This is a genomic window from Dactylosporangium sp. NBC_01737 (assembly GCF_035963215.1).
In the GTDB taxonomy this organism is placed as follows: Bacteria; Actinomycetota; Actinomycetes; order Mycobacteriales; family Micromonosporaceae; genus Dactylosporangium.
In genome coordinates, this window is sequence record NZ_CP109153.1 from 94,183 (window position 1) to 120,993 (window position 26,811).

The 26,811-nt window shown below is 71.5% G+C and carries 21 protein-coding genes and 1 riboswitch; of the genes, 9 read left to right on the top strand and 12 right to left on the bottom strand.

Features of this window, described 5'->3' with window-relative positions; genetic code table 11:
• Positions 1 to 9 precede the first annotated feature (9 nt).
• Positions 10 to 777, top strand: coding sequence for a 3-methyladenine DNA glycosylase (locus OHA72_RS00515; RefSeq protein ID WP_327005885.1), 768 nt, complete (start codon positions 10 to 12; stop codon positions 775 to 777).
• Here OHA72_RS00515 and OHA72_RS00520 read toward each other — a convergent pair.
• Genes OHA72_RS00520 through OHA72_RS00535 form a run of 4 tightly spaced genes read right to left on the bottom strand, consistent with a single transcriptional unit; the run spans position 759 to position 3,728 of the window.
• On the bottom strand, positions 759 to 1,022 hold the full coding sequence (locus tag OHA72_RS00520; RefSeq protein WP_327005886.1) for a hypothetical protein: 264 nt from the start codon (positions 1,020 to 1,022) through the stop codon (positions 759 to 761). The two genes, OHA72_RS00515 and OHA72_RS00520, sit on opposite strands and share 19 nt — an antisense overlap.
• A complete protein-coding gene (locus OHA72_RS00525) occupies positions 1,019 to 2,560 on the bottom strand; it encodes a radical SAM protein (RefSeq protein WP_327005887.1) in 1,542 nt (513 codons plus the stop codon). Before OHA72_RS00525 ends, OHA72_RS00520 begins: the two co-directional genes overlap by 4 nt.
• Positions 2,561 to 2,568: 8 nt before the next feature.
• Positions 2,569 to 2,964: a hypothetical protein gene (locus tag OHA72_RS00530; RefSeq protein WP_327005888.1), complete on the bottom strand. Its 396-nt coding sequence runs from the start codon at positions 2,962 to 2,964 to the stop codon at positions 2,569 to 2,571.
• On the bottom strand, positions 2,961 to 3,728 hold the full coding sequence (locus OHA72_RS00535) for a prolipoprotein diacylglyceryl transferase (protein WP_327005889.1): 768 nt from the start codon (positions 3,726 to 3,728) through the stop codon (positions 2,961 to 2,963). Before OHA72_RS00535 ends, OHA72_RS00530 begins: the two co-directional genes overlap by 4 nt.
• A gap of 91 nt (positions 3,729 to 3,819) precedes the next feature.
• Between OHA72_RS00535 and OHA72_RS00540 the strand changes: the two genes are divergently transcribed.
• From OHA72_RS00540 to OHA72_RS00550, 3 genes are all read left to right on the top strand, one after another.
• Positions 3,820 to 4,833: an endonuclease/exonuclease/phosphatase family protein gene (locus OHA72_RS00540; RefSeq protein WP_327005890.1), complete on the top strand. Its 1,014-nt coding sequence runs from the start codon at positions 3,820 to 3,822 to the stop codon at positions 4,831 to 4,833.
• 52 nt (positions 4,834 to 4,885) lie between these two features.
• Entirely contained in the window at positions 4,886 to 5,902 is a 1,017-nt protein-coding gene (locus tag OHA72_RS00545) for an endonuclease/exonuclease/phosphatase family protein (RefSeq protein WP_327005891.1), read from the top strand.
• Positions 5,903 to 6,041: 139 nt separating this feature from the next.
• A complete protein-coding gene (locus OHA72_RS00550; RefSeq protein WP_327005892.1) occupies positions 6,042 to 6,533 on the top strand; it encodes a hypothetical protein in 492 nt (163 codons plus the stop codon).
• Between the two features lie 39 nt (positions 6,534 to 6,572).
• On the opposite strand, the gene cimA is transcribed toward OHA72_RS00550, so the two are convergent.
• Positions 6,573 to 8,174: a citramalate synthase gene (cimA, locus tag OHA72_RS00555; RefSeq protein WP_327005893.1), complete on the bottom strand. Its 1,602-nt coding sequence runs from the start codon at positions 8,172 to 8,174 to the stop codon at positions 6,573 to 6,575.
• Positions 8,175 to 8,522: 348 nt separating this feature from the next.
• Here cimA and OHA72_RS00560 point away from each other — a divergent pair, with 348 nt between their 5' ends.
• Positions 8,523 to 9,053 carry an alkylhydroperoxidase, AhpD family gene (locus OHA72_RS00560; RefSeq protein WP_327005894.1) on the top strand — a complete coding sequence of 177 codons (531 nt, stop codon included), beginning with the start codon at positions 8,523 to 8,525 and terminating at the stop codon, positions 9,051 to 9,053.
• A 1,104-nt stretch (positions 9,054 to 10,157) separates the two neighbouring features.
• Here the strand turns inward: OHA72_RS00560 and OHA72_RS00565 are convergent.
• The 3 genes from OHA72_RS00565 to serA form a co-directional block, all read right to left on the bottom strand.
• On the bottom strand, positions 10,158 to 11,255 hold the full coding sequence (locus OHA72_RS00565; protein WP_327005895.1) for a branched-chain amino acid aminotransferase: 1,098 nt from the start codon (positions 11,253 to 11,255) through the stop codon (positions 10,158 to 10,160).
• Positions 11,256 to 11,321: 66 nt separating this feature from the next.
• A complete protein-coding gene (locus tag OHA72_RS00570) occupies positions 11,322 to 12,350 on the bottom strand; it encodes a 3-isopropylmalate dehydrogenase (protein WP_327005896.1) in 1,029 nt (342 codons plus the stop codon).
• Positions 12,351 to 12,481: 131 nt separating this feature from the next.
• Positions 12,482 to 14,092 carry a phosphoglycerate dehydrogenase gene (gene serA / locus OHA72_RS00575; RefSeq protein WP_327005897.1) on the bottom strand — a complete coding sequence of 537 codons (1,611 nt, stop codon included), beginning with the start codon at positions 14,090 to 14,092 and terminating at the stop codon, positions 12,482 to 12,484.
• Between the two features lie 287 nt (positions 14,093 to 14,379).
• Here serA and OHA72_RS00580 point away from each other — a divergent pair, with 287 nt between their 5' ends.
• Entirely contained in the window at positions 14,380 to 14,733 is a 354-nt protein-coding gene (locus OHA72_RS00580) for a hypothetical protein (protein ID WP_327005898.1), read from the top strand.
• 138 nt (positions 14,734 to 14,871) lie between these two features.
• On the top strand, positions 14,872 to 15,249 hold the full coding sequence (locus tag OHA72_RS00585) for a TipAS antibiotic-recognition domain-containing protein (protein WP_327005899.1): 378 nt from the start codon (positions 14,872 to 14,874) through the stop codon (positions 15,247 to 15,249).
• 38 nt (positions 15,250 to 15,287) lie between these two features.
• On the opposite strand, the gene ilvC is transcribed toward OHA72_RS00585, so the two are convergent.
• Genes ilvC through OHA72_RS00600 form a run of 3 tightly spaced genes read right to left on the bottom strand, consistent with a single transcriptional unit; the run spans position 15,288 to position 18,707 of the window.
• Positions 15,288 to 16,301 carry a ketol-acid reductoisomerase gene (ilvC, locus tag OHA72_RS00590; RefSeq protein WP_327005900.1) on the bottom strand — a complete coding sequence of 338 codons (1,014 nt, stop codon included), beginning with the start codon at positions 16,299 to 16,301 and terminating at the stop codon, positions 15,288 to 15,290.
• A 20-nt stretch (positions 16,302 to 16,321) separates the two neighbouring features.
• Complete coding sequence (gene ilvN, locus OHA72_RS00595; protein ID WP_327005901.1) at positions 16,322 to 16,840, bottom strand: acetolactate synthase small subunit; 519 nt, start codon at positions 16,838 to 16,840, stop codon at positions 16,322 to 16,324.
• A 1-nt stretch (position 16,841) separates the two neighbouring features.
• On the bottom strand, positions 16,842 to 18,707 hold the full coding sequence (locus OHA72_RS00600; RefSeq protein WP_327005902.1) for an acetolactate synthase large subunit: 1,866 nt from the start codon (positions 18,705 to 18,707) through the stop codon (positions 16,842 to 16,844).
• Positions 18,708 to 18,933: 226 nt separating this feature from the next.
• Between OHA72_RS00600 and ilvD the strand changes: the two genes are divergently transcribed.
• On the top strand, positions 18,934 to 20,778 hold the full coding sequence (ilvD, locus tag OHA72_RS00605; protein ID WP_327005903.1) for a dihydroxy-acid dehydratase: 1,845 nt from the start codon (positions 18,934 to 18,936) through the stop codon (positions 20,776 to 20,778).
• A gap of 68 nt (positions 20,779 to 20,846) precedes the next feature.
• Positions 20,847 to 20,934: riboswitch (ZMP/ZTP riboswitch) on the top strand.
• Between the two features lie 34 nt (positions 20,935 to 20,968).
• A complete protein-coding gene (gene glyA, locus OHA72_RS00610) occupies positions 20,969 to 22,231 on the top strand; it encodes a serine hydroxymethyltransferase (protein WP_327005904.1) in 1,263 nt (420 codons plus the stop codon).
• A gap of 74 nt (positions 22,232 to 22,305) precedes the next feature.
• Here glyA and OHA72_RS00615 read toward each other — a convergent pair whose 3' ends face one another.
• Positions 22,306 to 26,712, bottom strand: a complete 4,407-nt coding sequence (locus OHA72_RS00615; RefSeq protein ID WP_327005905.1) for a hypothetical protein — start codon at positions 26,710 to 26,712, stop codon at positions 22,306 to 22,308.
• Positions 26,713 to 26,811: the final 99 nt, after the last annotated feature.

The window sequence follows — 26,811 nt, forward strand, 5'->3', positions numbered from 1 at the left end:
ACTTGGCGGATGCTCACAGACCAGGCATCGTCGCAGGCCCGCCGGGCCGCGCACGAGGCACGGGTCGACGGGTGGACCCGGCCGCACCTGGAGCGCCGTCGTCGCGGCGAGAAGCACCCGGTGCTGGACTTCCTGTTCACCTACTACTCGTTCCGCCCCGCGCAGCTGCGGCAGTGGCGCCCGGGCGGCGAGCCGCACCGGCGGCCGGAGACCGTCGCCTGGGTCCGGGACCTCCTCGCCGCGACCGCGGCGCGCCCGGCGCACCTGGGCTGCTTCGGCCTGCACGAGTGGGCGATGGTGTATCGGCAGACCCAGGAGGAGCTGCGGCACAACGCGTGGCCGCTGCGCCTCGGCCCGCACGGCACCGACGCGGTCGTCGAGGCGAGCCGCATCCGGTGCAGCCACTTCGACGCGTTCCGCTTCTACACCGCCCCGGCCCGCTCGCTCAACCTGCTGCAGCCGACCCGGGAGACCCAGGTGGTCAACGAGCAGCCCGGGTGCCTGCACGCCAACATGGATCTCTACAAGTGGTCCTACAAGCTGAGCCCGCTCACCCCGGCCGAGCTGATCGCCGACTGCTTCGAGCTGGCCGTCGACATCCGCACCCTCGACATGCAGGCCAGCCCGTACGATCTGGCCGCGCTGGGCTACCCGCCGGTGCCGATCGAGACGCCCGACGGCCGGGCCGAGTACACCCGCCGCCAGCGTGAGCTGTCCGAGCGTGCGGCGCCGCTGCGGGCCGCGCTCATCGCCGTGACTCAGCTCAGCCAGGTGTAGACGTTCCAGCCGATGCCCGCCACGGCGGCCAGGGCGAGCGCGCCGAGGTAGGTCAGCACCAGGCGGGTGTCGCGCAGGACGCACTTGGAGCGGGTCAGGCCCTGCCTGCGGGCCCTGACGTAGCCGGCGAAGCCGAGCACGGCGAAGCCCAGCAGCGCGACCGGGCCCAGCAGCCACGCCAGGGCGGCGATCGTGGCGTACACGCACAGGCGCAGCGGGTCGTAGGGCTGCGGGGTGGAGGTCATAGCGCTCTGGGCAGGCGCTGGGCGGACAGCGCGGGCCACGCCTGCACCGCGCAGAACGGGGCGCACTGGTGCTTCGGGTCGCCGTCGCGGGTGTCGAGGGTCGCCACGTGCACACAGCACTGCAGGAGGCGCTCCTCGATCATCGTGGCCATGTCCATGAACGGCTTGACCGTGATGCGTTTGACACGCTCGCCGAGCATCTTGCGCAGCCGGTTGCGGCCGCCGGGCAGCGACGAGGAGACCAGCGTCGTCAGGGTCGAGATGCCCAGGTCGCAGTTCTCGCAGATGTCGCGCCACAGGTCGCCGACATCGGGGTGGGACAGCGAGGACTGCTCCGACAGCAGGCCGAGCAGCGAGTCCTTCACGGCGGTGCGCAGCGCCGCGGGCAGCTGCACGTCGGCGATGCGGTTGGCGACCAGGTCGGGCTCCAGGTCCAGGAACGTCAGCAGCCGGTCGTGGCCGATGAGCTTCGTCATCGACTGCCACTGCCCGGCGTCGTCGCGCAGCAGGTACCCCACGGAGCAGCAGTGCGGGTGCGAGCACGGCAGCGCGGTCAGGTCGCGCCAGGTGACCTGGTCGGCGGTCTGCGGACCGAGGCGGGCCAGGACGCCGGTGTGGGTGAGCCGGTCCATGGGATCGATCGCACCCGAACGACCGGAGCCGAACTGCGGCTGCAGCGACACGCCGCCGACGTACGGGGTGTCCAGCGCCCGCTTCACCACGGCGCCGATCTCGTCGTCGTTGACGCCCAGCGCGCAGGTCATCGTGAGGGTGGTGAAGATGCCCCGGGAGGAGAGCCGCTCGATCGCCTGATCCTTGAGCCGGCGCAGGTCGGCGCCGCGGTGGTGCCGGGCGGCGCGCTCGGAGACGCCGTCGTACTGCAGGTAGACCTCGACCCGCTCGCGGTGCTCGGTCAGCAGGTCCAGCAGCGCGTCGTCGCGGGCGATCTTCACCCCGTTGGAGTTGATCAGGACCCGCACGACGTTGCGGGCCGACACCTCCCGCAGCAGCTCCGGCAGGTGCGGGTACAGGGTGGGCTCGCCGCCGGACAGCATGAGCACGTCGATGCGGCCGTTCTCGCGGGACAGCTTGGTGTCGACGCTGCGGAGGATCTCCGCGAGGGGCACGACGCCCTCGATCGCCGGGGAGGAGTCGGTGAAGCACGTCGGGCAGCGCAGGTTGCAGCTGTCGGTGAGGTCGGCGAGCAGGATGCAGGTGTGCTGGGTCTGCATCTCCGGCAGCCCGGCGAGGTACGCCGACGGCACCGGCGCGAAGTTCCCGGCGAGGTCCGGCACGTGCGTCTTCGTCGGGGCGGTCCACTGCTCCAGGTACCGCAGGATCTCCGGCGACTCGTCGTACATCGTGCGGACCAGGCCGTGGCTCGGGCAGCCGCGCTCCAGCCAGATCCGGCCGTCGCGCTCGGCGAGCCAGCCCGACAGCCGCTGCACCGTCTCCAGTGGACGGTCGGGGTGCTCGTCGTGGCAGTGCGGGCAGAAGGCGTTGACGTACCGGTGGATCCGGTCGCCGCGCAGCTGCATCCCGGCGCTCATACGGTGCCCGAGTTGGCGTTGACGAGCGCGATGCAGACGCCGATGCCGGCGACCGGGAAGACGATGACGCTGACCGCCCAGCCGATGAGGATGCCGAGGCCGAGACCCCGGTCGCGGCGGGCGATCCAGACGATGCCGACCACCAGGCAGGCGACGAACAGCACCAGCTGCAGCAGCATCTCCAGGTAGACGCCCAGCAACGCGTTCTCGCTGTTGTCGGACGCGGCGAACAGGATCGTCACGAGCACGCCGATGCCGATCGCGAGGACCTGGCCGCCGGCGGCGATGCCCAGCCCCGCGGCGACCTTGCGGCCGCGGATCGGGCGGTCCTGCCCGTTCGGCGGCAGCGGCGGGGGCGGCACCGTCCAGCCCGAGTTGGGTGGCAACGTCATGCCGTCACCGCTTCCTTCCGTCTCACCAGATCACTCACCAGGCCCGCCACGATGAGCGGCAGGCACACCAGCAGGAACAGCTGCGGCCGGGTCAGGCCGAGCCACACCACCTCGTTGCCCCGCACGAACTCCACCACGAAACGGAACGCGGCGTAAGCGGCCAGATAGATTTTGAACAGCGCGCCGGGTGCGGTGACCTTCTTGCGCAGGGCCAGCAGGGCGCCGAACGCGGCGAGGTGGAACAGGATCTCGTAGCCGAAGGACGGGTGCAGCGGCACGCCGGCGACGGTGTGCATCGCCTCGGCCTGCGCCGCGTCCAGGGTCACGCCCCACGGCAGGTCCGTCGGCGTACCGGGCGGCTCGGCGAGCAGGCAGCCGACGCGGCCGACCGCCATCCCTGCCGCCACCGCGGGCGCGAAGAGGTCGCCGGTGCGCCACGGGTAGCCGCACGCCTTCTTCGCCACGATCGCGCCCAGGTAGGCGCCGACGAGCCCGGACAGGATGCTGCGGTTGCCGTAGGCCCACTGCTCCAGCAGCGTCGCGTTGTCGCGCGGGTCGAGGTGCTGCGCCCAGGTGCCCAGCCGGGCGAAGAGGGCACCGCCGACGAGGGCGCCGGCCAGCACGTACCAGAGCCGGTCGTCCTGCGCCCGGCGGCGGCGGACCTCCCACAGGAACACGAGGGCGGCGACCCCGATGCCGAGCGCGACGCACACGTCGTGGGTCAGGATCGCCACCGGGCCGAACGTCGCGATGACCGGGTGCACAACTGCGCAGCCTAGTGGGCGGCCAGCCGGTTCTGTGAAGATTCACAGCAGGGGACGGGCCGGCCGGCCCGTTCCCCCTACCCTTGGCGGGATGGTCAGCACCGAGGAATCCCGGCCGCTCGCGTTGCCCGCCGCGACGCCCGGGCGGCACCGGTGGCTGACCGTGCTGCTGTGGCTGCTCATCGCGCCGTTCGCGGTGTGGGCGGCGGCGCGGGTGCTGGGCCTGGAGCGCGGCTACCCGACCATCCAGCTGATCGCCTTCACCCCGTATGTCGCGCTGGTCTCGTTGGTACCCCTGGCGCTCGCGCTGCTGACGAAGCGGGTCTGGCCGGCGGTCGCGGCGGCCGTGGTGACGGTCGCGTTCGCCGCGTGCGTCCTGCCGCGCTGGATCTCCGACAGCGACGCCGGCGTCCCGGCCGGGCCGACGCTGCGGGTGATGAGCGTCAACATGCTCTACGGTCAGGCCGACCCCGGCCACATCGTGCGCCTCGTGCGGTCCGGCGCCGTCGACCTGCTCGCGGTGCAGGAGTACACCGAGGCGGGGCGCGCCGCACTGCGCGCGGCCGGGCTGGAGGAGACCCTGCCCGACTCGGTCACCTATCCGCGGGACGACGCGGGCGGCTCGGCCGTCTACAGCCGCTTCCCGCTCACCGGCAAGGGCTACCGGCAGCTCGCCGGCGGCTTCATGCAGGCGCACGCCGGGGTGCAGGTGCCGGGCGCAGCGGAGGTGTACGTCGAGTCGGCGCACCCGTGCGCCCCGATGGGCCGGGTGTCGGACGCCTGCTGGCTGGCGGACCTCGCGGCGCAGCCGGCGGCGACCCCGGGCGGGCCGGTCAACCTGCTCATGGGCGACTTCAACGCGACCCTCGACCATGATGCGTTCCGCCGGGTGGTGGCGAAGGGCTACCACGACGCCGCCGACGCCGCCGGTGCCGGGCTGTCCGTGTCGTGGCCCGACGACAACCGGTGGTACTTCATGGGTGTGACGCTCGACCATGTCCTTGTCGACGAGCGCGTCGGGGTGCGGAAGGTCGTGGTCCACCGCGTCGCGGGATCCGACCACAGGGCCGTGTTCGCGGAGCTGGTGCTTCCGAAGGTGTTGTGAAGATTCACGGCGGAGGGCGGGCCGGCTGGCGCGCCTCCCCTACCCTGACGGGATGGTCAGCACCGAGGACACCCTGCCGCTCACGGCACCGGCCGCGACGCCCAGGCGGCGCCGGTGGCTGACCGTGCTGCTGTGGCTGCTCATCGCGCCGTTCGCGGTGTGGGCGGCCGCGCGGGTGCTGGGCCTGGAGCGCGGCTTCCCGACCGTCCAGCTCATCGCCTTCACGCCGTACGTCGCGCTGGCCTCGCTGGCGCCGCTGGCGCTCGCGCTGCTGACGAAGCGGGTCTGGCCGGCGGTCGCGGCGGCCGTGGTGACGGTCGCGTTCGCCGCGTGCGTCCTGCCGCGCTGGATCTCCGACAGCGACGCCGGCGTCCCGGAGGGGCCGACGCTACGGGTGCTGAGCGTCAACATGCTCATGGGCCGCGCCGACCCCGACCGCATCGTGAGCCTCGTGCGTGACGGCGCCGTCGACCTGCTCGCGGTGCAGGAGTACACCGACGAGGGACGGGCCGCGCTGCGCAAGGCGGGGCTCGACGAGACGCTGGCCAACGTCGTGTCCTACCCGCGTCCCGGAGTGAGCGGCTCGGCCGTCTACAGCCGCTTCCCGCTCACCGACAAGGGGTACCGGCGGTTCACCTCCGACTTCGGGCAGGCGCGGGCCGGCGTCACGGTCCCGGGCGCCCTGGAGGTGTACGTCGAGTCGGTGCACCCGTGCGCCCCGTCGGACCGCCAGCGCAACTCCTGCTGGGTGGCCGATCTCGCGGCGCAGCCGGCGGCGACCCCGGCCGGACCGGTCAACCTGCTCATCGGCGACTTCAACGCGACCCTCGACCACGAGGCGTTCCGCCAGGTGCTCGCGAAGGGCTACCACGACGCCGCCGACGTCGCGGGCGCCGGGCTCACCACGTCGTGGCCCTACGACGACCGGTGGTTCATCCCAGGCGTGACCCTCGACCACGTCCTGACCGATGAGCGCGTCGGCGTGCGGAAAGTCGTGGTCCACCGCATCGCCGGGACCGATCACAAGGCCGTCTTCGCCGAGCTGGTGCTCCCAAAGGCCGACGCCTGACCCGTCCGATCATGCCGAATCCGCACCCGATAGATCATTGGCGCGTACCTCCGGCTATACGCGGTTCGTTGGCCGGGAGTACCTTCACGTACGGATCGGGCGGAACGCCCCGACAGAAGAACCACGTTGGAGCAGATGGGTGACACGAACCTTCCGCGGCATCGCGCTCGCCGTCATCGCGCCGGTTGTCCTTGCAACTGTCCTGGCTGGTTGCTCGGACAAGAAGAACGACGCGGGTGACACACCGACGGCAGACCGCCCGACGGTGGAGGTGACCGCCCAGCCGCAGGACGCACAGACGGCACAGGTCACGGCCGAGCAGGTCTTCGACAACCTGTCCGACGGCGACTGGGCCGGGGCCTGGGAGCTCTGGACCGACACCGCGCAGTCCGCCATCGCCAAGGACGCCTACGTCGACCTGGTGTCGACCTGCACCGGGATGCAGGGCGACTACGTCGTGACCGGAGTGACACCGGTCGACGACTCGACGGCGACCGTCAAATGGACCCGGACACCGTCCGGCGGCAGCGCGACGAGCGGCATCAACACCATCAAATATCAGAACGGCCAGTGGAAGTTCGAGCCGGACCAGGCGTCGCTGGCCGCCTTCAAACAGAACAAGTGCCCGTGACGGGCGGGGCCTTCACGGCCCCGCCCTCGCACGCTTCTGTCAGACCCGCACCTGGCGGGACAGTCCGAAGCTGAGCGCGTCGACCAGCGCGGTCCAGCTGGCCTCCACCACGTTCTCGTGGACGCCGACGGTCGTCCAGTCCTCCCCCGTGGAATGGGTCTCCACCAGCACCCGCGTGACGGCACCCGTACCGTGGCTGCCTTCGAGGATGCGGACCTTGTAGTCGGCCAGCTCGAAGCGCGACAGCTCCGGGTAGTGCTTCGTCAACGCCACCCGCAGCGCCTCGTCGAGGGCGTTGACCGGGCCGTTGCCCTCCGCCGTGGCGATGATCCGCTCGCCCTTGACGCGGACCTTGACGGTCGCCTCGGACACCACGGCGCCGTCCTCCCGGTGCTCGACCAGGACGCGGTACGACTCGAGCGCGAACGGCTTCGGCAGCGCGCCGTCCTGCAGTTCGGCCCTGACGAGGAGCTCGAACGACGCGTCGGCGGCCTCGAACGACCAGCCCCGCGCCTCGAGCTCCTTGACCCGGGTGGTGACCCGTGACAGGGCCTCGGGATGGCCGGCCAGGTCCACGCCGAGCTCGCGTGCCTTGAGCTCGATGCTGGCCCGGCCGGCCATCTCCGTTACCAGGATCCGCATGTCATTGCCCACGACGACCGGGTCGATGTGGTTGTAGAGCACGGGATCCACTTTGATCGCGCTCGCGTGCAGGCCCGCCTTGTGAGCGAACGCTGACGACCCGACATAGGCCTGGTGGGTGTCGGGTGCGATGTTGGCGATCTCTGCGATGGCGTGCGAGACGCGCACCATCTGCTCGACGCACCCGTCCGGTAGGACCGGCATGCCGAGCTTCAGCTGGAGGTTCGCGACGACGGCGAAGAGGTCGGCGTTGCCGGGCCGCTCGCCGTAGCCGTTTGCGGTGCACTGGAAGTGCGGGACGCCCGCCTCGACGGCGGCGATCGTGTTCGCCACGGCGCAGGACGTGTCGTTCTGGCAGTGGATGCCGAGCCGGGCCACTGCCTCGTCCTCGGTGACGCCGAGGACGACGGCGAGCCTGCCCTTGACCTCGCCGATCGTCCTGGTGATCAGCGACGGCAGCATGCCGCCGTTGGTGTCGCACATCACGGCCTTCTCGGCGCCCGCGGCGAGCGCGGTGGCGGCGACGCTCGCGGTGTAGGCCGGGTCGAACGCATACCCGTCGAAGAAGTGCTCCAGGTCCAGGAACACCCGCCGGCCCTCGGACACCAGGTACGCCACGGTGTCGTGGACCATCGCCAGGTTCTCCTCGGCCGTGGTGCGCAACGCCCGCTCGACGTGCCGCAGGTCCGACTTGGCGACCAGGGTCACGGCCGGGGTCTGCGCGTCGAGCAGCGCCCGCACCTGCTGGTCGTCCTGCACGCGGACGCCGGCCTTACGGGTCGCGCCGAACGCGACGAACACCGCATGCTTCAGGTCCAGCTCCGTGCGCGCCCGCCGGAAGAACTCGGTGTCCTTCGGCATCGCACCCGGCCAGCCGCCCTCGATGAAGCCGACGCCGAACTCGTCGAGCAGGCGGGCGACCGCCAGCTTGTCGACGACTGAGTAGCTGATCGCCTCGCGCTGGGCCCCGTCGCGCAGCGTGGTGTCGTACACCTGCATGGTCTTCTCCTGGCTTTGGGATTTGTGGCTTCTGGCGGGTGGGCCAACAAAAAGACCCCTCGCGAATGCGAGAGGTCTGCGCGGCCAGCTAGGGGATGCTGGTCGCGCTAGGGGCCAATAATGAGCCGAGTCACGTTGGGTAGCTTGCCACGCCTGCGCCGCCTGTGGCACGTGATTCCGAATTCTGAGAACGCAGGTGATCTGCTTCACGATTCACCCTGTTCGTCACGTACCTGTAACGCGCGTCGGTCAAGGTTGGAACCAGTCAAGCGAGAGCAACCAGGAGGTCCCCGTGCTCACCGTTGGTGAACACACGTCGGCCGTGCCGCCGGGCAGGTCGTCGGTCTGATGTCGATCGAGGCACTGAAGGCCGCGCTGCCGTCGTATGCGAAGGACGTCGAACTCAACCTCGACGCCGCGCTCGCCGGCACCCTGCTCACCGAGCAGCAGCTGTGGGGCACCGCGCTCTCCTGCGCGATGACCACCCGCAGTGCCTTCGTGTTCCGTTCGATCCTCACCGAGGCCGGGAATCACCTGAAGCCCGAGGCTGTTGCAGCAGCCAAGGCGGTCGCCTCCCGCATGGCGATCCACAACGTCTATTTCCGCGCCAAGCACCTCATCGGTGACGAGGCGTACCAACACCTGCCGGCGCGCCTGCGCCGCCAGGTGACCACCTGGCCCGGCGTCGGCACCGTCGACGTCGAGCTGTGGTCCACAGCAGTATCCGCGATCACCGGGTGCGGGGTGTGCCTGGAATCGCACGAAAGATCACTTCGTGGTGCAGGGGTGTCCCGCGAAGTGGTCGACGAGGGTCTACGCGTCGCCGCGGTAGTTCACGCGTTGGCCGTGACCCTCGATGCAGAGGCAGCTTCCGTCTAGGAGCTTTCCTCTTGTACGGGTGTCGGAGTGGCGGCTCCGGCACCCGTACGCTGCTGTTACCAGCTTCGGGCGGCTGGCGCCGCCGACGGCCGGGGGATTCTCACCCCGGACCCCCAATGCTCGCGCTCCGCGCTCGCACGCCCTGCGCTTCGCGCGGGCGACTCACGCGCGGGCGCGCGGCAAACTCAGGCCGGGGTTGCGGTGTGTGGTCGTGCCAGGTCTTTCGTCTGCGATCGCGCCCACTGTCGTGGTGCACGATTCGGCGCGGCCGGCATCATCAGCGACGGGCCGGTGTGGCACTGCGGCGGTCGCTGATCGCGGGGTGGGCTGTTTGGGTGTTGTCGTTGGCCTGTTCGGGTGGGGTTTTCGGTGGTTGGCGGCTGGTTTGGTGGATTCATGTGCTGGTGGGGCGGGGTGGGTGTCGCTCGGTCGTGCAAGTTGCGCACAGCGTGTCTGCGCGGGGATGGGATCGGCGGTTACCGTTTCCGGCAGCGGCCGCCGAGCGTGGGGCGCGGGCGGTTGGACCTGGATCCTTGGGGGCGAGCTGACGATGGTCGACGACGGTGTTCCGCCTGGGTCCGGCGCTGATGCGGGGAGTGAGCCGCCGCTCGAGCCGCCGTTCGGGTGCGCTGATCCGATGCTGTGGCGGGTTGCCCGGGCGCTGCATGACGCCCATAAGCCGCGGACGGACAACTTCTGCGAGTGCAAGGCGTTCTGGCCGTGCCCCGACGCGCAGCTCGCGGAGGAGGCTTTGTTACTTGCGTATGAACGGCCGACCCCACGGGGCATCAGGCCCAGCTACGGCCGGACCTCGAACCTCGGCCGCTGGTCCGCCTGATCCGGTCCCCGCGAGTCGCTGACCTCGGAGGCTTCGGCCGGCCGGGACGTGTCGAAGTCTCCAGGGTCGACTGAGTCCCCCGCCCGGCCGCCTGCCCACTCCAGCCCGCCCCGGTCGCGACCGGAGGTCGCGTCGCTTGTCACGACCGCAGGTCGTGGCGGCGCAACTGCACGCGGAGGTGGCAGGGAGGCCGTTCACGGCCGACCGGTGGCTGACGGGAGCGGCGGTCGTGCCCACGACGGACCGGAGCCCGCATGGATGGGGACCTACAGGACGCGGTGGACCCAGCCGTGCGGGTCGGGGGCGGTGCCCCGCTGGATGCCGACGAGGCGCTCGCGGAGGTCCATCGTGACCTTGCCCGCGGCGCCGTCGGCGATGCTGAACTCGCCGGAGCGGTCGCGGACCACGCCGATCGGGGTGATCACGGCGGCGGTGCCGCAGGCGAAGGCCTCGCGGAGCCGGCCGCTGCGGGCGTCGGCCTGCCACTGCTCGTAGGAATACAGCTCCTCGCGGACCGTGAGGCCCTGGTCGGCGGCGAGGCGCACGACCGACTCGCGGGTGATGCCGGGCAGGATCGTGCCGGTCAGCGGCGGCGTGAGCAGGGTGCCGTCGTCGAAGACGAAGAAGACGTTCATGCCGCCGAGCTCGTCGACGTAGCGCTGCTCGACGGCGTCGAGGAAGACGACCTGGTCGCAGCCGTGCTCGATGGCCTCGGCCTGGGCGACGAGGCTGGCGGCGTAGTTGCCGCCGCACTTGGCGGCGCCGGTGCCGCCGGGGGCGGCGCGGGTGTAGTCGCGGGAGACCCAGACGCTGACCGGTTTGACGCCGCCCTTGAAGTAGCTGCCGACCGGGGAGGCGATGATCAGGAAGAGGTATTCCGAGGAGGGCTTGACGCCGAGGAAGACCTCGCTCGCGTATTGGAACGGGCGCAGGTAGAGGCTGCCCTCGGGGTCGGAGGGGACCCACTCGCGGTCGACGCGGATGAGCTCGCTCAGCGCGTCCAGGAACAACTGCGGCGGCACCTGGGCCATGGCCATGCGGGCCGCGGACTGCCGGAAGCGGGCCGCGTTGGCGTCGGGACGGAACAAGGTGACGCCGCCGTCGGCCGCACGGTATGCCTTCAGCCCCTCGAAGATCTCCTGGGCGTAGTGCAGCACGGCGGTCGCCGGGTCCATCGGGATCGGCGCGCGGGCCTCGACGCGGGCGTCATACCAGCCCTTGCCCTCGGCATAGCGGACGGTGACCATGTGGTCGGTGAAGATCCGTCCGAAGCCTGGGTTGGCGAGCAGCGCGGACCGCTCCGCAGCGCTCACCGGCGCTGGGTTGGGACGGACCTCGAAGTCGAGCGTTTCACCGCCGTTCATGGCGTTCCTCCAGTTGCGCGTCGTGTCTGCAACTTACCCCGAACGGTCGTTCAAGCGCACCGAGGGTCAGGCGACCGCTGCGGCCAGCCGGTCGCCGATCGCCTCCGTGGACAGCGCCGACCCCGGCGTGCGGGTGGCGACCTCGGCGCCGACCGCCTCGGTGACCTTCGCGGCCGCCTCGGGGTTGCCGAGGTGGTCCAGCAGCAGCGCCGTGGACAGCACCGCGGCGGACGGGTCGGCGATGCCCTTGCCGGCGATGTCCGGGGCGGAGCCGTGCACCGGCTCGAAGATCGACGGGTGGACGCGCTCGGGGTTGATCGAGCCGCTGGCCGCCAGGCCGATGCCGCCGGTGACCGCGGCCGCGATGTCGGTGAGGATGTCGCCGAACAGGTTGTCGGTGACCACGACGTCGTAGCGCTGCGGGTTGCTCACCAGGAACATGGCCGCGGCGTCGACGTGCTGGTATTCGGTCTCGATGTCCGGGAACTCGGCCTTGACCTCGTTGAAGGTGCGGGCCCACAGGCCGCCGGCATGGGTGAGCACGTTGGTCTTGTGGACCAGGGTCACCTTGCGCCGCTCGCGCTTCGCGGCGCGGGCGAACGCGTCGCGGATGACCCGCTCGACGCCGTGGCGGGTGTTGAGGCTCTCCTCGGTCGCGACCTCGGCGGGCGTGCCCGGGTGCAGGTTGCCGCCGGCGCCGACATAGAGACCCTCGGTGCCCTCGCGGACGACGACGAGGTCGATCTCGCCGGGCTTCACGCCGGCCAGGGGGCTGGTCGTGCCGGGCCACAGCCGCGACGGGCGCAGGTTCACATACTGGTCGAAGACGAACCGCATCTTCAGCAGCAGGCCGCGCTCAAGCACGCCGGGCGGGACACTCGGGTCGCCGACGGCGCCGAGCAGGATCGCGTCGTGGCCGCGCAGCTCCTCGATCACGCTGTCGGGCAGCACCTCGCCGGTGCGGTGGTAGCGGGTGGCGCCAAGGTCATAGTCGGTCGTCTCGACGCCCGGCAGGATGACCCTCAGCACCTTGAGTGCCTGTGCCACCACTTCGGTCCCGATGCCGTCCCCGGCTACGACCGCGATCTTCGCCACCACTGTGCCCCTTTCCTCGGACCAGCCCACGGTACGCGCTCGTCCTACTGAGTGGACGCTCATCCCAAGCACTGGAAATAAGACGGGGGCAGGGAGAGCCGCCACTCTCCCCGCCCCCTAGGAGGAACGTCTTACTCGCCCGACAGGTCGACCGTGCTCGCCGCGGTGGCGCCGATGGCCTGCTGGGCCTCGTTGAGCAGGTCCGCATGCACGGACGTGTCGACGGTCAGCGTCATCAGCGCCTCGCCGCCGGCTTCACGCCGGGCGACCTGCATCGCCGCGATGTTGACCCCCGCAGTGCCCAGTATCGACCCCACCAGTCCGACGACGCCGGGGCGGTCGGCATATCGGAAGAACAGCAGCACGCCCTCCGCGGCGAGCTCGAGGCTGAAGCCGTCGATCTCGGTCAGCTTCAGTGCCTCTCGCGGTCCCGCGACATACGTGCCGGACACGGAGGCTACCCTGCCGTCGGGCAGCGCACCGCGCACGGTCACCAGGTTGGTCTGATCGGCGGACTCGGTGAACACCGCGAGTGCCACCTCGACCCCCCGATCGGCCGCCAGATGCGGAGCGTTCACATAGGTGACCTGCTCTGCGACGACGCTGCTGAACAGGCCTTTCGTCGCGGCGAGCTTGAGCACCGACACGTCGTGGTGGGCGACCTCGCCGTGCACCTCGACCGTGACGGCCGAGGCGATCCCGCCGGCGACGGCGGTGAAGACGCGGCCGAGCTTCTCCGCCAGGGGCAGCAGCGGGCGCACCTCCTCGGCGACGATGCCGCCGACCTGCACGTTGACCGCGTCGGGGACGAACTCGCCGTCGAGGGCGAGCTTGACGCTGCGGGCCACGGCCAGGCCGGCCTTGTCCTGCGCCTCGACCGTCGAGGCGCCCAGGTGCGGGGTCGCGACCACGTTGTCGAACGCGAACAGCGGCGACGCGACGCACGGCTCCTTGCTGAACACGTCGATGCCGGCGCCGGCGACCCGTCCGTCGGCGATGGCGTCGGCGAGGGCCTGCTCGTCGACCAGGCCGCCGCGGGCCGCGTTGATGATCCGCACGCCCGGCTTGACGATGCCCAGCTCACGGGCGCCGATGAGGCCGACGGTCTCCGGGGTCTTCGGCAGGTGGATCGAGATGAAGTCGCTCTCGCGCAGCAGCTCGTCCAGGCCGAGCAGGCGCACGCCGAGCGCGGCCGCCCGGGCCGGCTGGATGTAGGGGTCGTAGGCGACGAGCCGGACCCCGAACGCCGCCATCCGCTGTGCGAACAGCACGCCGATGCGGCCCAGGCCGACGACGCCGACGACCTTGCCGGACAGCTCCACGCCGGTGTACTTGGACCGCTTCCACTCGCCGGCCTTGAGCGCGGCGGAGGCGGCGGCGGTGTTGCGGGCCACGGCGAGCAGCAGCGCGACGGCCTGCTCGGCGGCGGACACGATGTTGGACGTGGGCGCGTTGACGACCATGACGCCGCGGGCGGTCGCGGCGGGGACGTCGACGTTGTCGAGGCCGACGCCGGCGCGGGCGACGACCTTCAGCCGGGGCGCGGCGGCGACGGCCTCGGCGTCGACCTGGGTGGCGCTGCGGACGATGATCGCGCTGGCGTCGGCGAGCGACGTGAGCAGTGCCTGCCGGTCGGTGCCGTCGATGTGACGGACCTCGTAGTCGTCGGCGAGGACCTCAAGGGCGGAAGGAGCAAGCTCCTCGGCGATCAGCACCACCGGGCGGTCAGGAGGGAGGGTCATGCGGTCCTCGACTCTCGGGCTTCGGCTGGCGTCGATGCGCGGGCGCGCGGCACTGCGCGCCACGCGCAGGTCGGCGACGGGGCCGGGCGGACGGCCTCTTCCGCCGATGGTAGGCCCGCCGCCGCAACCGCCCGTCCCCGCTCGGACGTGAGCGCGATCACAGCAGCCCGTTCGAGTGACCGGCTGTCAAAGACCCGACCTGGTCGTTTCTGAACCCTTTGCGCCCGCCCGTCCGTGTCGGCTGGCATCAGCACCTCCCTCCCACCGACGGCATTGGAGACACCACGATGAGCGAGTACTACGACGGCGGCGGCGCCGACCACGCGACCTACGAGGGTCACGACGCCTACCAGGGCGACCAGCACGACGGCCAGTACGACGGTCAGTACGCGGAGGTCCAGGAGCACGTGCACCACGTGATCGAGCTGATCGGCGAGAAGATCGACGGCATCGAGCACGACGTCTACGAGGCCAAGGACGGCGAGGCGTACGAGGAGCCCAAGGAGCACGACGCCCAGCAGGCCTACGCGTCGGACGAGTACCACGCCGACGACCACAAGGCCGAGGACTACAAGGGCGACGACTACAAGGGTGACGAGCACAAGGGCTACGAGCAGTACTCGCCCTACGCGCGCTCCTGATCGCAGCGGTCAGGGAACCGGGACGGCCCCGGCGTGGACACTTCCACGCCGGGGCCGTACTCGTTGCCGGAAAAGTGCGCTTGACTCTCCCGTAGCTGGAGACCTGAGGCTGGTGCTACCGACGAACAAGGAGGCACCATGGAGAACCCGTACGCCGCAGAGGCGCAGCAGCGGTGGGGGCAGACCGAGGCGTACCGGCAGTCCGCCGAGCGGACCGCGAAGTACACGCCGCAGGACTGGGAACGCATCAAGGCGGAGGCCGCGCAGAACACGGCGGCGTTCACCCGGGCGTTCGTCGACGGCGAGCCGGCGCAGGGTGAGCGGGCGATGGACCTCGCCGAGGCGCACCGGGAGCACATCAGCCGGTGGTTCTACGACTGCTCGAGCGAGATCCACCGCGGCCTCGGCGACATGTACGTCGACGACCCGCGGTTCACGGCGAACTACGACACGGACCACCCGGGCCTGGCGCAGTTCATCCGGGACGCGATCCACGCGAACGCGGCCCGGGCATAACGCGGGAGGGGGGCCCGTGCGGCCCCCCTCCCGATGCATCAGGCCGTCTCGGTGATGGGCCGGTCGACCCAGCTCATCATCGAGCGCAGCTTCTTGCCGGTCTCCTCGATCGGGTGCGCCGCACCCTGCTCGCGCCACTTGATGAAGTTGGGGCGGCCGGCGTCGTCCTCGGCGATCCACTCGTTGGCGAACTCGCCGGACTGGATCTCGGCGAGGATCCGCTTCATCTCCTCCTTGGTCCGGGCGTCGACGACGCGCGGGCCGCGGGAGTAGTCGCCGTACTCGGCGGTGTCGGACACGCTGTAGCGCATCCGGGCGATGCCGCCCTCGTACATGAGGTCCACGATCAGCTTGAGCTCGTGGAGGCACTCGAAGTAGGCGATCTCCGGGGCGTAGCCGGCCTCGGTGAGCACCTCGAAACCGGTCTGGACGAGCGCGGAGGCGCCGCCGCAGAGGACCGCCTGCTCGCCGAACAGGTCGGTCTCGGTCTCCTCCTTGAACGTGGTCTTGATCGCGCCGGCGCGCGTGCCGCCGATGCCCGCCGCGTAGGCGAGGGCGAGGGCGAACGCGTTGCCGGTCGCGTCCTGCTCGACCGCGACGAGACACGGCACGCCCTTGCCGTCCACGAACTGGCGGCGGACCAGGTGGCCCGGGCCCTTCGGGGCGACCATGGCGACGTCGACGTCGGCCGGGGGCGTGATGAACCCGTACCGGATGTTGAGGCCGTGGCCGAAGAACAGCGCCTTGCCGGCGGTGAGGTTCGGCTCGACCGACTCGGCGTAGAGGGAACGCTGCGCGGTGTCGGGCGCCAGGATCATGATGACGTCCGCCTCGGCGGAGGCCTCGGCCGGCGAGAGGACCCGCAGGCCCTGCTCCTCGGCCTTCGCGCGGCTCTTGGAACCCTCCGGCAGGCCGACGCGGACGTCGACACCGGAGTCACGCAGGGACAGCGCGTGGGCGTGGCCCTGGCTGCCGTAACCGAGGACCGCAACCTTGCGGCCCTGGATCAACGACAGGTCGGCGTCGTCGTCGTAGAACACCTCGGCGGACATTGTCTTTCCTTTCGTGTTGTTCAGGACGCGGCGCGGAGCGCAGGGCCCGTGGTGATGGAGCGGGAGCCACGGCCGATGGCCACGACGCCGGACTGGACCATTTCCTTGATACCGAACGGCTCCAGGTCGCGGAGCAGTGCGTCCAGTTTCTCCGACGTGCCGGTGGCCTCGATCGTGAGGGCGTCCGGCGAGACGTCGACGACGCGGGCCCGGAACAGGTTCACCGTCTCCAGGACCTGCGAGCGGACGGGCCGCTCGGCACGCACCTTCACCAGCAGCAGCTCGCGCTGGACGCTGGCGTTGGTGTCGAGCTCGACGATCTTCAGGACCTGCACCAGCTTGTTGAGCTGCTTGGTGACCTGCTCGAGCGGGCTGTCCTCCGCGTTGACCACGATCGTCATCCGGGAGACCTCGGGGTGCTCCGTCTCACCGACCGCGAGGGAGTCGATGTTGAAGCCGCGGCGGGCGAACAGGCCGGCGACCCTCGCGAGGATGCCCGGCTTGTTCTCCACCAGGACTGACAGGGTGTGTGTGGTCATCTCAGACGTCGTCCTTATCGAACTTGGGCGCGACCCCGCGGGCGAACATGATCTCGTCGTTGCTGGTGCCGGCGGCGACCATCGGCCACACCATGGCATCCTTGCCGACCACGAAGTCGATGACGACCGGCTGGTCGGTGACCTTCATCGCGGCCTCGATCGTGGCGTCGACATCCTGCTTGGTCTCGCAGCGCAGGCCGACGCAGCCGAGCGCGTCGGCGAGCTTCACGAAGTCGGGGATGCGGTGCTTGTGGGTGCCCAGCTCGGTGTTGGAGTAGCGCTGGTCGTAGAAGAGCGTCTGCCACTGCCGGACCATGCCCAGGTTGCCGTTGTTGATGACGGCCACCTTGATCGGGATGCCCTCCAGGGCGCAGGTGGCGAGCTCCTGGTTGGTCATCTGGAAGCAGCCGTCGCCGTCGATCGCCCAGACCACCTTGTCGGGCCGGCCGACCTTGGCGCCCATCGCGGCGGGGACCGCGTAGCCCATGGTGCCCAGACCGCCGGAGTTGAGCCAGGTGGCGGGGTGCTCGTACTGCACGAACTGCGCCGCCCACATCTGGTGCTGGCCGACCCCGGCGGTGTAGATCGCGTCGGGTCCGACGAGTTTGCCGATGCGCTCGATGACGTACTGCGGGGCGAGGGTCCCGTCGGACGGCTCCTCGTATCCGAGGGGGTACCGGCCGCGGATGTCGTCCAGCGTCGCCCACCAGCCGGTGAGCGAGGCCTTGTGCCCGGCGGCGTACTCGGCGGAGACGGCGCCGATGAGTTCCTCGATGACGTGCTTGGCGTCGCCGACGATCGGCACGTCCGCGACCCGGTTCTTGCCGATCTCGGCCGGGTCGATGTCGGCATGGATGATCTGCGCGTTCGGCGCGAAGGTGCTCAGGTCGCCGGTGACCCGGTCGTCGAAGCGGGCGCCGAGGGTGATCAGCAGGTCCGCCTTCTGCAGCGAGTAGACGGCGCCGACGGTGCCGTGCATGCCGGGCATGCCCATGTGCTGCGGGTGCGAGTCGGGGAACGCGCCGCGGGCCATCAGCGTCGTGACGACGGGCGCGCCGGTCAGCTCGGCCAGCTTGCGCAGCACCTCGGACGCGTGGGCCTTGATGACGCCGCCGCCGACATACAGCACGGGCCGCTTCGCGGCGGCGATGAGCCGGGCCGCCTCGCGGATCTGCTTGCCGTGCGGGTGCAGCGTCGGGTGATAGCCGGGCAGGTCCAGGGTCGGCGGCCACTTGAACGTCGTCTGCTTCTGCAGCACGTCCTTGGGGATGTCGACGAGGACCGGGCCGGGGCGGCCGGTCGAGGCCAGGTGGAACGCCTCGGCGAGGACCCGCGGCAGCTCCTCACCCGACTTGACCAGGTAGTTGTGCTTGGTGATCGGCAGCGTGATGCCGGCGATGTCGGCTTCCTGGAACGCGTCGGTGCCGATGGAGGCCGACGCGACCTGGCCGGTGATCGCGACCATGGCGACAGAGTCCATGTACGCGTCGGCGATCGGCGTGACCAGGTTGGTCGCGCCCGGTCCGGACGTCGCCATGCAGACGCCGACCTTGCCGGTGGCCTGCGCGTAGCCGGTGGCGGCGTGCCCGGCGCCCTGCTCGTGGCGGACCAGGATGTGCCGGACGGTCTCGGAGTCGAACAGCGGGTCATACGCGGGGAGGATCGCGCCGCCGGGGATGCCGAAGACGACGTCCGCGCCGAGCGCCTCGAGCGAACGCACCAGCACCTGCGCACCGGTCAGAAGCTCCGGCTTCTTCTCTACGGTGGCCTTGTCCGACTTGTCGGCTTTTTCGGCCGGCACCGACCCCGTCGCGGATGCGGCCGGGTGCGCTCGGTGGGCGAGGACTTCAGGCGTGGGTCTCGTCATCGCATTTCGCACTTTCGCTCGAAGGTGTCCAGGTCACTTTGGAGACTCGCTCGGACATGAAAAAACCCCTCCGTGCGATGCACGAGGGGCTAGCGCGCTGACGGCAGGCGTCGGCGCGCTAGATGATAAGTACTCGCAGCGACCTCGACGACATGTCCCCACTCTCGCGCATCTCACGGCCCGAGTCAACCGGTCCCACGATCTGGAACGTGTCAGACTCACAAGTATGCCCGAGCTGCGGTCCAAAACCTCCACTTCTGGTCGCAACATGGCCGGCGCACGCGCCCTGTGGCGCGCCACCGGCATGACCGACGCAGATTTCGGTAAGCCAATCGTCGCCATCGCCAACAGTTTCACGCAGTTCGTGCCGGGCCATGTCCACCTGCGCAACCTCGGGATCATCGTCGCCGACGCGGTCGCCGAGGCCGGTGGGGTCGCCAAGGAGTTCAACACCATCGCCGTCGACGACGGCATCGCCATGGGCCACGGCGGGATGCTCTACTCGCTGCCCAGCCGCGAGCTCATCGCCGACGCCGTCGAGTACATGGTGCAGGCGCACTGCGCCGACGCCCTGGTGTGCATCTCCAACTGCGACAAGATCACGCCCGGCATGCTGCTCGCCGCCCTCCGCCTGAACATCCCCACCGTCTTCGTCTCCGGCGGCCCCATGGAAGCCGGCAAGACCATCGCGATCGAGGGCGTCGTGCACGCCAAGCTCGACCTCATCGACGCGATGATCGCCTCCGCCAACGAGGCCGTCACCGACGAGCAACTCGGCGAGATCGAGCGCTCCGCCTGCCCGACCTGCGGCTCGTGCTCCGGCATGTTCACCGCCAACTCGATGAACTGCCTCACCGAGGCGATCGGCCTGGCGCTGCCCGGCAACGGCTCGACCCTGGCCACGCACACCGCCCGCAAGGCCCTGTTCGAGCGGGCCGGCACCCTGATCGTCGACCTGTGCAGGCAGTACTACGAGGGCGACGACACCTCGGTCCTGCCGCGCGCGATCGCCACGCGCGAGGCGTTCGAGAACGCGGTGGCCCTCGACGTCGCCATGGGCGGCTCGACCAACACGGTCCTGCACCTGCTCGCCGCCGCCCGCGAGGCCGAGGTCGACTTCAGCGTCGCCGACATCGACGGCATCTCCCGCCGAGTGCCGTGCCTGTCGAAGGTCGCGCCGAACAGCCCGAAGTACCACATGGAGGACGTCCACCGCGCCGGCGGCATCCCCGCGATCCTCGGCGAGCTCAACCGCGCCGGCCTGCTCAACACGGGCGTCCGCAGCGTGCACTCTCCGGATCTGTCCAGCTGGCTCGAGTCCTGGGACATCCGCTCAGGCGCCGCTTCCGAGACGGCGCTGGAGCTGTTCCACGCGGCACCCGGCGGGGTCCGCACCGTCGAGCCGTTCTCCACGTCCAACCGCTGGGCGACGCTGGACACCGACGCCGCCGAGGGCTGCATCCGCTCCAAGGAGCACGCGTACACCGCCGACGGCGGCCTGGCGATCCTCTTCGGCAACGTCGCCCCCGACGGCTGCGTCGTCAAGACCGCCGGCGTCCCGGACGAGAACCTCGTCTTCAACGGCACGGCCAAGGTCTTCGAGTCGCAGGAGTCCGCGGTCGACGGCATCCTGGCCAAGCAGGTCGTCGCCGGTGACGTCGTCGTCATCCGGTACGAGGGACCGAAGGGCGGGCCGGGCATGCAGGAGATGCTCTACCCGACGTCGTTCCTGAAGGGCCGTGGCCTGGGGCGCGCCTGCGCGCTCATCACCGACGGCCGGTTCTCCGGCGGCACCTCCGGCCTGTCCATCGGCCACATCTCCCCCGAGGCGGCGGGCGGCGGCCTCATCGCCCTCGTCGAGGACGGCGACCGGATCGAGATCGACATCCCTCACAGGTCGATCGTTCTCGCGGTCGACGACGATGTGCTCACCGCGCGCCGGGTGGCTCAGGAGAAGCGCGAGCACCCGTACACGCCGGTGGACCGCGAGCGGCCCGTCTCCGCCGCGCTGCGCGCGTACGCCTCGATGGCCACCGCGGCCAGCGACGGCGCCTACCGCAAGGTGCCGTGATCCGTGTCTCCTGGGCCACTTCGGCCGAATTGGCCCAGGAGCCGGGTCCTTTTGTGGACTAGCATCGTGGTTGTACCCGCGACTGGCGCACATCAAGGTGGAACCGACCACCGGGGAGCTTCCTTATCGCTGGCACCGCGCGCCTGGGTGCCCGTGATCGGCGTATGCCGTTGTACGGGAGGAAGCCCCGATGCATGTTCCCGCCCTGCCCACCATCACGTCGGCAGACCCTGACCTCGCGGACCTGATCCAGCGCGAGGCCGCCCGCCAGCACGACACCCTGCGGATGATCGCCTCGGAGAACTACGTCTCCCAGGCCGTCCTCGAGGCGACCGGCACCGTCCTGACGAACAAGTACTCCGAGGGCTACCCCGGCAAGCGCTACTACGAGGGCCAGCGGTTCATCGACCCGATCGAGGAGCTGGCGATCGCCCGCGCCAAGTCGGTCTTCGGCGTCGAGCACGCCAACGTGCAGCCCTACTCCGGCTCACCCGCGAACCTCGCCGTGTACATGGCGCTGGCCGCCCCCGGCGACACGGTCATGGGCATGGCCCTGCCGATGGGCGGCCATCTCACCCACGGCTGGGCCGTGTCGGCGACCGGCGCGTGGTTCCGCCCGGTGCAGTACACCGTCCGCCGCTCCGACGGCCTGATCGACTTCGACGAGGTCCGTGACATCGCCCTCCGCGAACGCCCGAAGCTGATCTTCTCCGGCGGCACTGCCATCCCCCGCACCATCGACTTCCCTCGCTTCGCCGAGATCGCCCGCGAGGTCGGCGCGGTCCTCGTCGCCGACATCGCGCACATCGCCGGCCTGGTCGCGGGTGGCGCCCACCCCTCACCGGTCGGCCACGCCTCCGTCATCACCACCACCACGCACAAGACGCTCCGCGGCCCGCGCGGCGCCATGCTGCTCTGCGACGCCGAATACGCCAAGGCCGTCGACAAGGCGGTGTTCCCCGGCCTGCAGGGCGGCCCGCACAACCACACGACGGCGGGCATCGCCGTCGCGCTGCGCGAGGCCGCACAGCCGTCCTTCAGCGTCTACGCCCACCAGATCGTGGCCAACGCCCGCGCCCTGGCCGCCGCCCTGCTGGAGCGCGGCTTCGACCTGGTCTCCGGCGGCACCGACAACCACCTCATCCTGATCGACCTCACCGGCAAGAACATCGGCGGCAAGCCCGCCGCCCGCGCCCTCGACCGCGCCGGTATCGAGACCAACTACAACACCGTCCCGTACGACACCCGCAAGCCCTTCGACCCCTCCGGCCTGCGCATCGGCACGCCCGCGCTCACCACCCGCGGCCTCACCGAGGCGCAGATGCCCCAGGTCGCCGACTGGATCTCCCGCGCCGTCGACGCCGCGGTCAAGGACGACGACCAGGCCCTGGACACGATCGCCGCCGAGGTGCGCGAGCTGCTGTCGGCGTACCCGATGCCCGGCTGGCACTGACCCTCTGCCGCTCGAAGGCCGGATCCGCTGACATCTGGATCCGGCCTTCGACCGGTCTGGGCTGTGCTGCCTGGCTACTTGCGGCGCAGGAACCGGCGGGAACGCTGGTCGGGGCTCTTGGGCTCCTCGTCGAGGTTGAGCTCCAACGGCGCCACGTCGTCGTCGAACATCATGTCGCGGGCCCGCTGCCGCTGACCGGGCACCGCGGCACCCCGGTCCTGCTCGCCGCCGTTGCCGCCCGGCCCGGTGCGTGACCCGAGGCGGGCCCGGCTCTCGGAGGTGAACTCGCCGCTCGGATCGCTCTCGTATCCCGACGTCGGGTCAGTGGCCCACGCCGGCCGTCCGGCCGCCCCGGCCCGCTCTGCCGAACCGGCGCGCTCAGGTGGGCCCGCCCGCCCGGGCGTGCGTGGCTGCTCAGGGGTGCGCGGCCGCTCGGCGGGCGCCCCGGACCGCCGCCCGGGCTCCCTGCCCGGTCCCGTGGCCGGCTCGGACGCCCAGTCGTCCTCGGCCGCCGGAGCTGCCGCGGCGGGACGACCGTTCGCGGGCGGCGCGGCCTCAGCCGGCTGCCCCTTCCGCCCCTTGCCCGCCTTGGAACGCCCCCACAGCGAACGCTTGCCACCCGCCGCCGGCTGTTGCTCCGCCGGTGGCTCCTCGTCGACCCTGCCGCGTGCGTTCTGCGCCGCCTCGGCGTCCCACCAGGCAGGCTCGTCCTCGGCGGGCGCCGCGCCCCAGTCGCCGGGCTGTGCTCCGGCTCCCGCCCCTCGCCGCCCATCCGCCTGCCCGGACTCCCCCGGCCCGTGCTCCGTCCACGGCGCGTCCCCGCGCAGAGCACCGGGCCGTGGCTGATCCGACCAGGAAGCGTCCGGCCGCACGGAGTCCGGCCGGGTCCGATCCGGCCACGAAGCTCCCGCCGACGGCTCATCCATCGCCGGCCCGCCCGGCCGCGAAGACCCGGCCCGCGGCTGGTCCGCCCACGACACGTCCGGCCGCGCACCACCCGGCCCGGGAACGCCCGCCCCTGCACCATCCGACCGCCCAGCGTCCGACCACGACACGTCGGACCTGCCGACGTTCGGCCGCGCAGCGCCCGGCCGGCCCTGACCCGACCACGACGCCCCGGCCGACGGCACGTCCATCGACGACGGGTCCGTTCCCGACCGCTCGGACCACGAAGATCCGGACCGGGACTGCTGAGACCACGAAACTTCCACCGGCGACCCGTCCGAGGGTGAGGAGTCCGCCCGCGAGCGCTCCGACCACGACGACCCGTCCGCCAGGTCCGCTGACGACGGACCCGACGGCGAAGCGCCCATCCGTGAAGACCCGGCTTGCGGCTGGTCCGACCACGTCACGTCCGGCCGTGCACCACCCGACCTTGCAGCGTCCGGCCGCGCGGCGCCCGGCCCTGCAGCGTCCGACCATGTCACGTCCGGCCGCGCGGCACCTGACCCGGCAGCGTCCGACCACGAAATGTCCGGCCGCGCGGCACCCGACCCGGCAGCGTCCGACCGGGTCTGACCCGACCACGACGCCCCAGCCGACGGCGCGTCCATCGACGACGAGTCGGCCCGCGAACGCTCCCGCCACGACGCCCCCGCCGACGGCTGCTCCATCGGCGGCACGTCCGACCGCGAAGACCCTGCCCGCGGCTGGTCCGACCACGAAACGTCCGACCCGGCAGCGTCCGGCCACGAAACGTCCGGCCGTGCGGCGCCCGGGCGGTCGTGGGCCTCCGACCGGGAAGGTGTCGACCGGGGGCGCTCCGGCCAGGCGGACTCCGCCGGCGGCCCGTCCGAGTGTGACGGGTCGGGGCGCGACGAGCCCGGCCAGGGCGACTGCGGGCCGGTGCGTGAAGGGTCAGATGCCGGGGAGTCCCAAGAGCGGTCCGGGCGGGTCGGCGACTCGGACGCGAACCTCGCACGGGGTGTGCCGGGGGGCGGGTCCGCCCGGTGCGGATCCGACCGTGGATACCCGGAGGGGGCCGCCGGGCCGCCGGGCGTGGGAGCGGAGGAGACCGGCCATGCGGTCGACGGGCCGTTGAAAGCGGCACCGGCGGACGACCCGGTGGACCAGGACCCGTCCGTGGAGGAGCCGGCGAACGAGGTGCCGGACCGGGGTGCGCCTGAGGTCGGGCTGCCGGAGGTGGGCACGCCCGACGTGGGAGCGCCGGAGACGGGGTCGTCCGTGAAGGGATTGCCGGGCTGCTGGCGGTCGCGGCGCCGCACGGAGCGGGCCTCCGCGTCGGTCTCCCAGGAACGGCGCAGTTCGAGCGGCTCGGCGACCAGCTCGGGCTTGTCGCCGTCGAAGAGGCTGCCGGTCCACGCGGGCCGCTCGGCAGGACGCTGCGTGGGGCGCTCACCGGCGCCGGTGCTGAACCGTCCCGTGTCGGCAGGCGCACGGCCGGGCCTGTCGCGATCCGGGGCGCCACCCCGGTCCGCACGGTCGCCGCCCGGCCCCGACGCCCGGTCGCGGTCCGACGACCAGCCCGGGCCCGCGTCCGAAGACCAGGCCCGCTCCGGCGGCGGCGGCGAGGCGAAGCGATCAGCGCCGGCGGAGGGGTCGAAGCGGCTCGGCGGCGGGCCGGGCTCCGACGCGAACGAACCCGGGTCCCGGGGCGCCGCGTTGAGGTCTTCCGGGCCGTCCAAGGCGAACCCGAACCGGTCCGGGTCGCTGGCGAGGCGGTCGAACTCCGACATGAGCGACGCGAACCGGTCCGGCGGCGACTCCGGAGCGCCCCCGGCGGAGACCCCCGACAGCGACGACCCGAACAACGGCGACGACCCCGACGAAGAAGGCTCCGACGACGAGAATGAGGACGAGGTGGTCGGGGGCGGCGGGGACGACGATGCCGGCGTGCGCCAGTCGGCGGCCGGCTCGTCGTCGGGGTCGGCGCGGCGGCGCCCGACCCGCCGCTGCGACTCCTCCTCCGCGGCCAGGGTCTCGTCGCGCCCCGACGACCACGGCCGCCGCGAGTCGCGGTCGTGGTCGTGGTCGCGGTCGTAGTCGCGGTCGGCGGCGGCCTGGCTGCCGAAGTCGTCGAGCGTCAGGCGGTCATCGCGCGGGGAGGCGGGGTCGGAGCCCGAGTCCGCGGCCCAGGCGGCCAGCTTGTTGGCCGACTCGCTGTCCCAGGAACCGACCAGCTCGCGGGTGGTGCGGGACTCCCACGAGTCGCTGGCGGGGGCGATCGGGTCAGGGTCGCGGCCGGTCCGGCCGAACCGGTCGCGGACCGCGCCGTCTTCCTCGAAGTCGCCACCGCGACGGGTGCTGGAAACGTCATCCTCCAGGTGCGACGGGGTGTCGGGCGGAGCGTCCCTGCGGCTTTCGGAACGGTCCTCGGAGCGGTCCTCTGTGCGGGAGGTGTCGCCGCTCGCGGAGCGGCCGAACCGGCCGCGGGTGAGGCGGCCGCGCAGCGTGCCGGGCTCGGCGCCGGCCGGGCCGTCGGTGCCGGCGGCCGCGGCGAAGGCGGCGTCGGCGGCCATCGGGGAGGCGGGGACGGTGGGGTGCGCGCCGGTGTTCATCCGGGCGAAGGAGCGGGCCAGCGGCGAGGGCTCGGGCAGCTTGTTGCCCGAGGCGATCACCAGCAGGCGCTCCATGACGGAGAGCTCCACCCGGTAGGGCTCGGCGGCGAGCCAGCGGCCCGCGGCCTCGACCATCTCGTGCGCGTGGACGAGGTGCAGGTGCTCGCCGGGGGCGACGGAGATGACCAGGTCCTCGCTGACGTCGCCGCGGGAGGGTGCGACGACGAGATAGCCGCGGACGGCGCCGCCGACCTGGCTGAGCTGCTCGCGCCAGGTGTGCACCTCGGCGGCGAGGCCGTCGACGTCCTCGGAGCCGGGGACGAAGAGGCGGCCGCCGCGCAGGACCTGGCCGGAGGCGTCCATCGTGAACTCGCCGTGCGGCCAGACGGTCGGCAGGAACAGCGCGACGCGCCGCCCGGCCACGACGAGGTGGGTGCAGCCGCCCTCGCCGAGGGCGAAGAACCGGGCCGAGGGCAGGACCTCGAGCTCCTTGAGCCGCGGCAGGTGGTCGTCGGGCTTGCCCCACCAGCGGCGGCCGCTCACGGCCTCGTCGATGGCGGCGCGGGACAGCCGGCGGGCGTCGAGCATCAGCGCGGACAGGAACGCGCCGATGAGCGGCACGTCGAAGCCGAGGTTGACGCCGATGAACTTCAGCAGGCCGAGGATGTCCATCCAGCCGTCGGGGAGCCAGGTGCGGGTGGCGACGCCCCAGACGACCGCGCCGGCGACCGCGGCGAGGATGGCGAAGAGCGGAAAGCCACGCAGCGTGAGCACGAGCACACCGGCGAGTGCCAGGACCGCCGCGCCGCTCCACAGGATGCTGAGCTCCATGACGCCCCAGCCGGCGACGGCGAGGGCGAGCAGGGCGGCGGCGACGAGCAGGGTGCCCGCGAACACGCCGGTCGGGCGGACGCCGACCCGGCGGTTGCTCTTGACGCCGGAGTGCCACGAGTTGCCGGTCACGTCCCAGCCTCCAGGCAGATCCACACATTTCGACGCGGAGCGCCGCGACGACCGGCAGACCGGCAAGTCGCGATCACGTCGAGCACGGCACCGAGCGTA

Bases quoted from the DNA above. Each gene is read 5' to 3' on its own strand.
- OHA72_RS00515 (WP_327005885.1), top strand. From the start codon at position 10: ATGCTCACAGACCAGGCATCGTCGCAGGCCCGCCGGGCCGCGCACGAG.
- OHA72_RS00520 (WP_327005886.1), bottom strand. From the start codon at position 1,022: ATGACCTCCACCCCGCAGCCCTACGACCCGCTGCGCCTGTGCGTGTAC.
- OHA72_RS00525 (WP_327005887.1), bottom strand. From the start codon at position 2,560: ATGCAGCTGCGCGGCGACCGGATCCACCGGTACGTCAACGCCTTCTGC.
- OHA72_RS00530 (WP_327005888.1), bottom strand. From the start codon at position 2,964: ATGACGTTGCCACCCAACTCGGGCTGGACGGTGCCGCCCCCGCCGCTG.
- OHA72_RS00540 (WP_327005890.1), top strand. From the start codon at position 3,820: ATGGTCAGCACCGAGGAATCCCGGCCGCTCGCGTTGCCCGCCGCGACG.
- OHA72_RS00545 (WP_327005891.1), top strand. From the start codon at position 4,886: ATGGTCAGCACCGAGGACACCCTGCCGCTCACGGCACCGGCCGCGACG.
- cimA (WP_327005893.1), bottom strand. From the start codon at position 8,174: ATGCAGGTGTACGACACCACGCTGCGCGACGGGGCCCAGCGCGAGGCG.
- OHA72_RS00560 (WP_327005894.1), top strand. From the start codon at position 8,523: ATGTCGATCGAGGCACTGAAGGCCGCGCTGCCGTCGTATGCGAAGGAC.
- OHA72_RS00565 (WP_327005895.1), bottom strand. From the start codon at position 11,255: ATGAACGGCGGTGAAACGCTCGACTTCGAGGTCCGTCCCAACCCAGCG.
- serA (WP_327005897.1), bottom strand. From the start codon at position 14,092: ATGACCCTCCCTCCTGACCGCCCGGTGGTGCTGATCGCCGAGGAGCTT.
- OHA72_RS00580 (WP_327005898.1), top strand. From the start codon at position 14,380: ATGAGCGAGTACTACGACGGCGGCGGCGCCGACCACGCGACCTACGAG.
- OHA72_RS00585 (WP_327005899.1), top strand. From the start codon at position 14,872: ATGGAGAACCCGTACGCCGCAGAGGCGCAGCAGCGGTGGGGGCAGACC.
- ilvC (WP_327005900.1), bottom strand. From the start codon at position 16,301: ATGTCCGCCGAGGTGTTCTACGACGACGACGCCGACCTGTCGTTGATC.
- ilvN (WP_327005901.1), bottom strand. From the start codon at position 16,840: ATGACCACACACACCCTGTCAGTCCTGGTGGAGAACAAGCCGGGCATC.
- OHA72_RS00600 (WP_327005902.1), bottom strand. From the start codon at position 18,707: ATGACGAGACCCACGCCTGAAGTCCTCGCCCACCGAGCGCACCCGGCC.
- ilvD (WP_327005903.1), top strand. From the start codon at position 18,934: ATGCCCGAGCTGCGGTCCAAAACCTCCACTTCTGGTCGCAACATGGCC.
- glyA (WP_327005904.1), top strand. From the start codon at position 20,969: ATGCATGTTCCCGCCCTGCCCACCATCACGTCGGCAGACCCTGACCTC.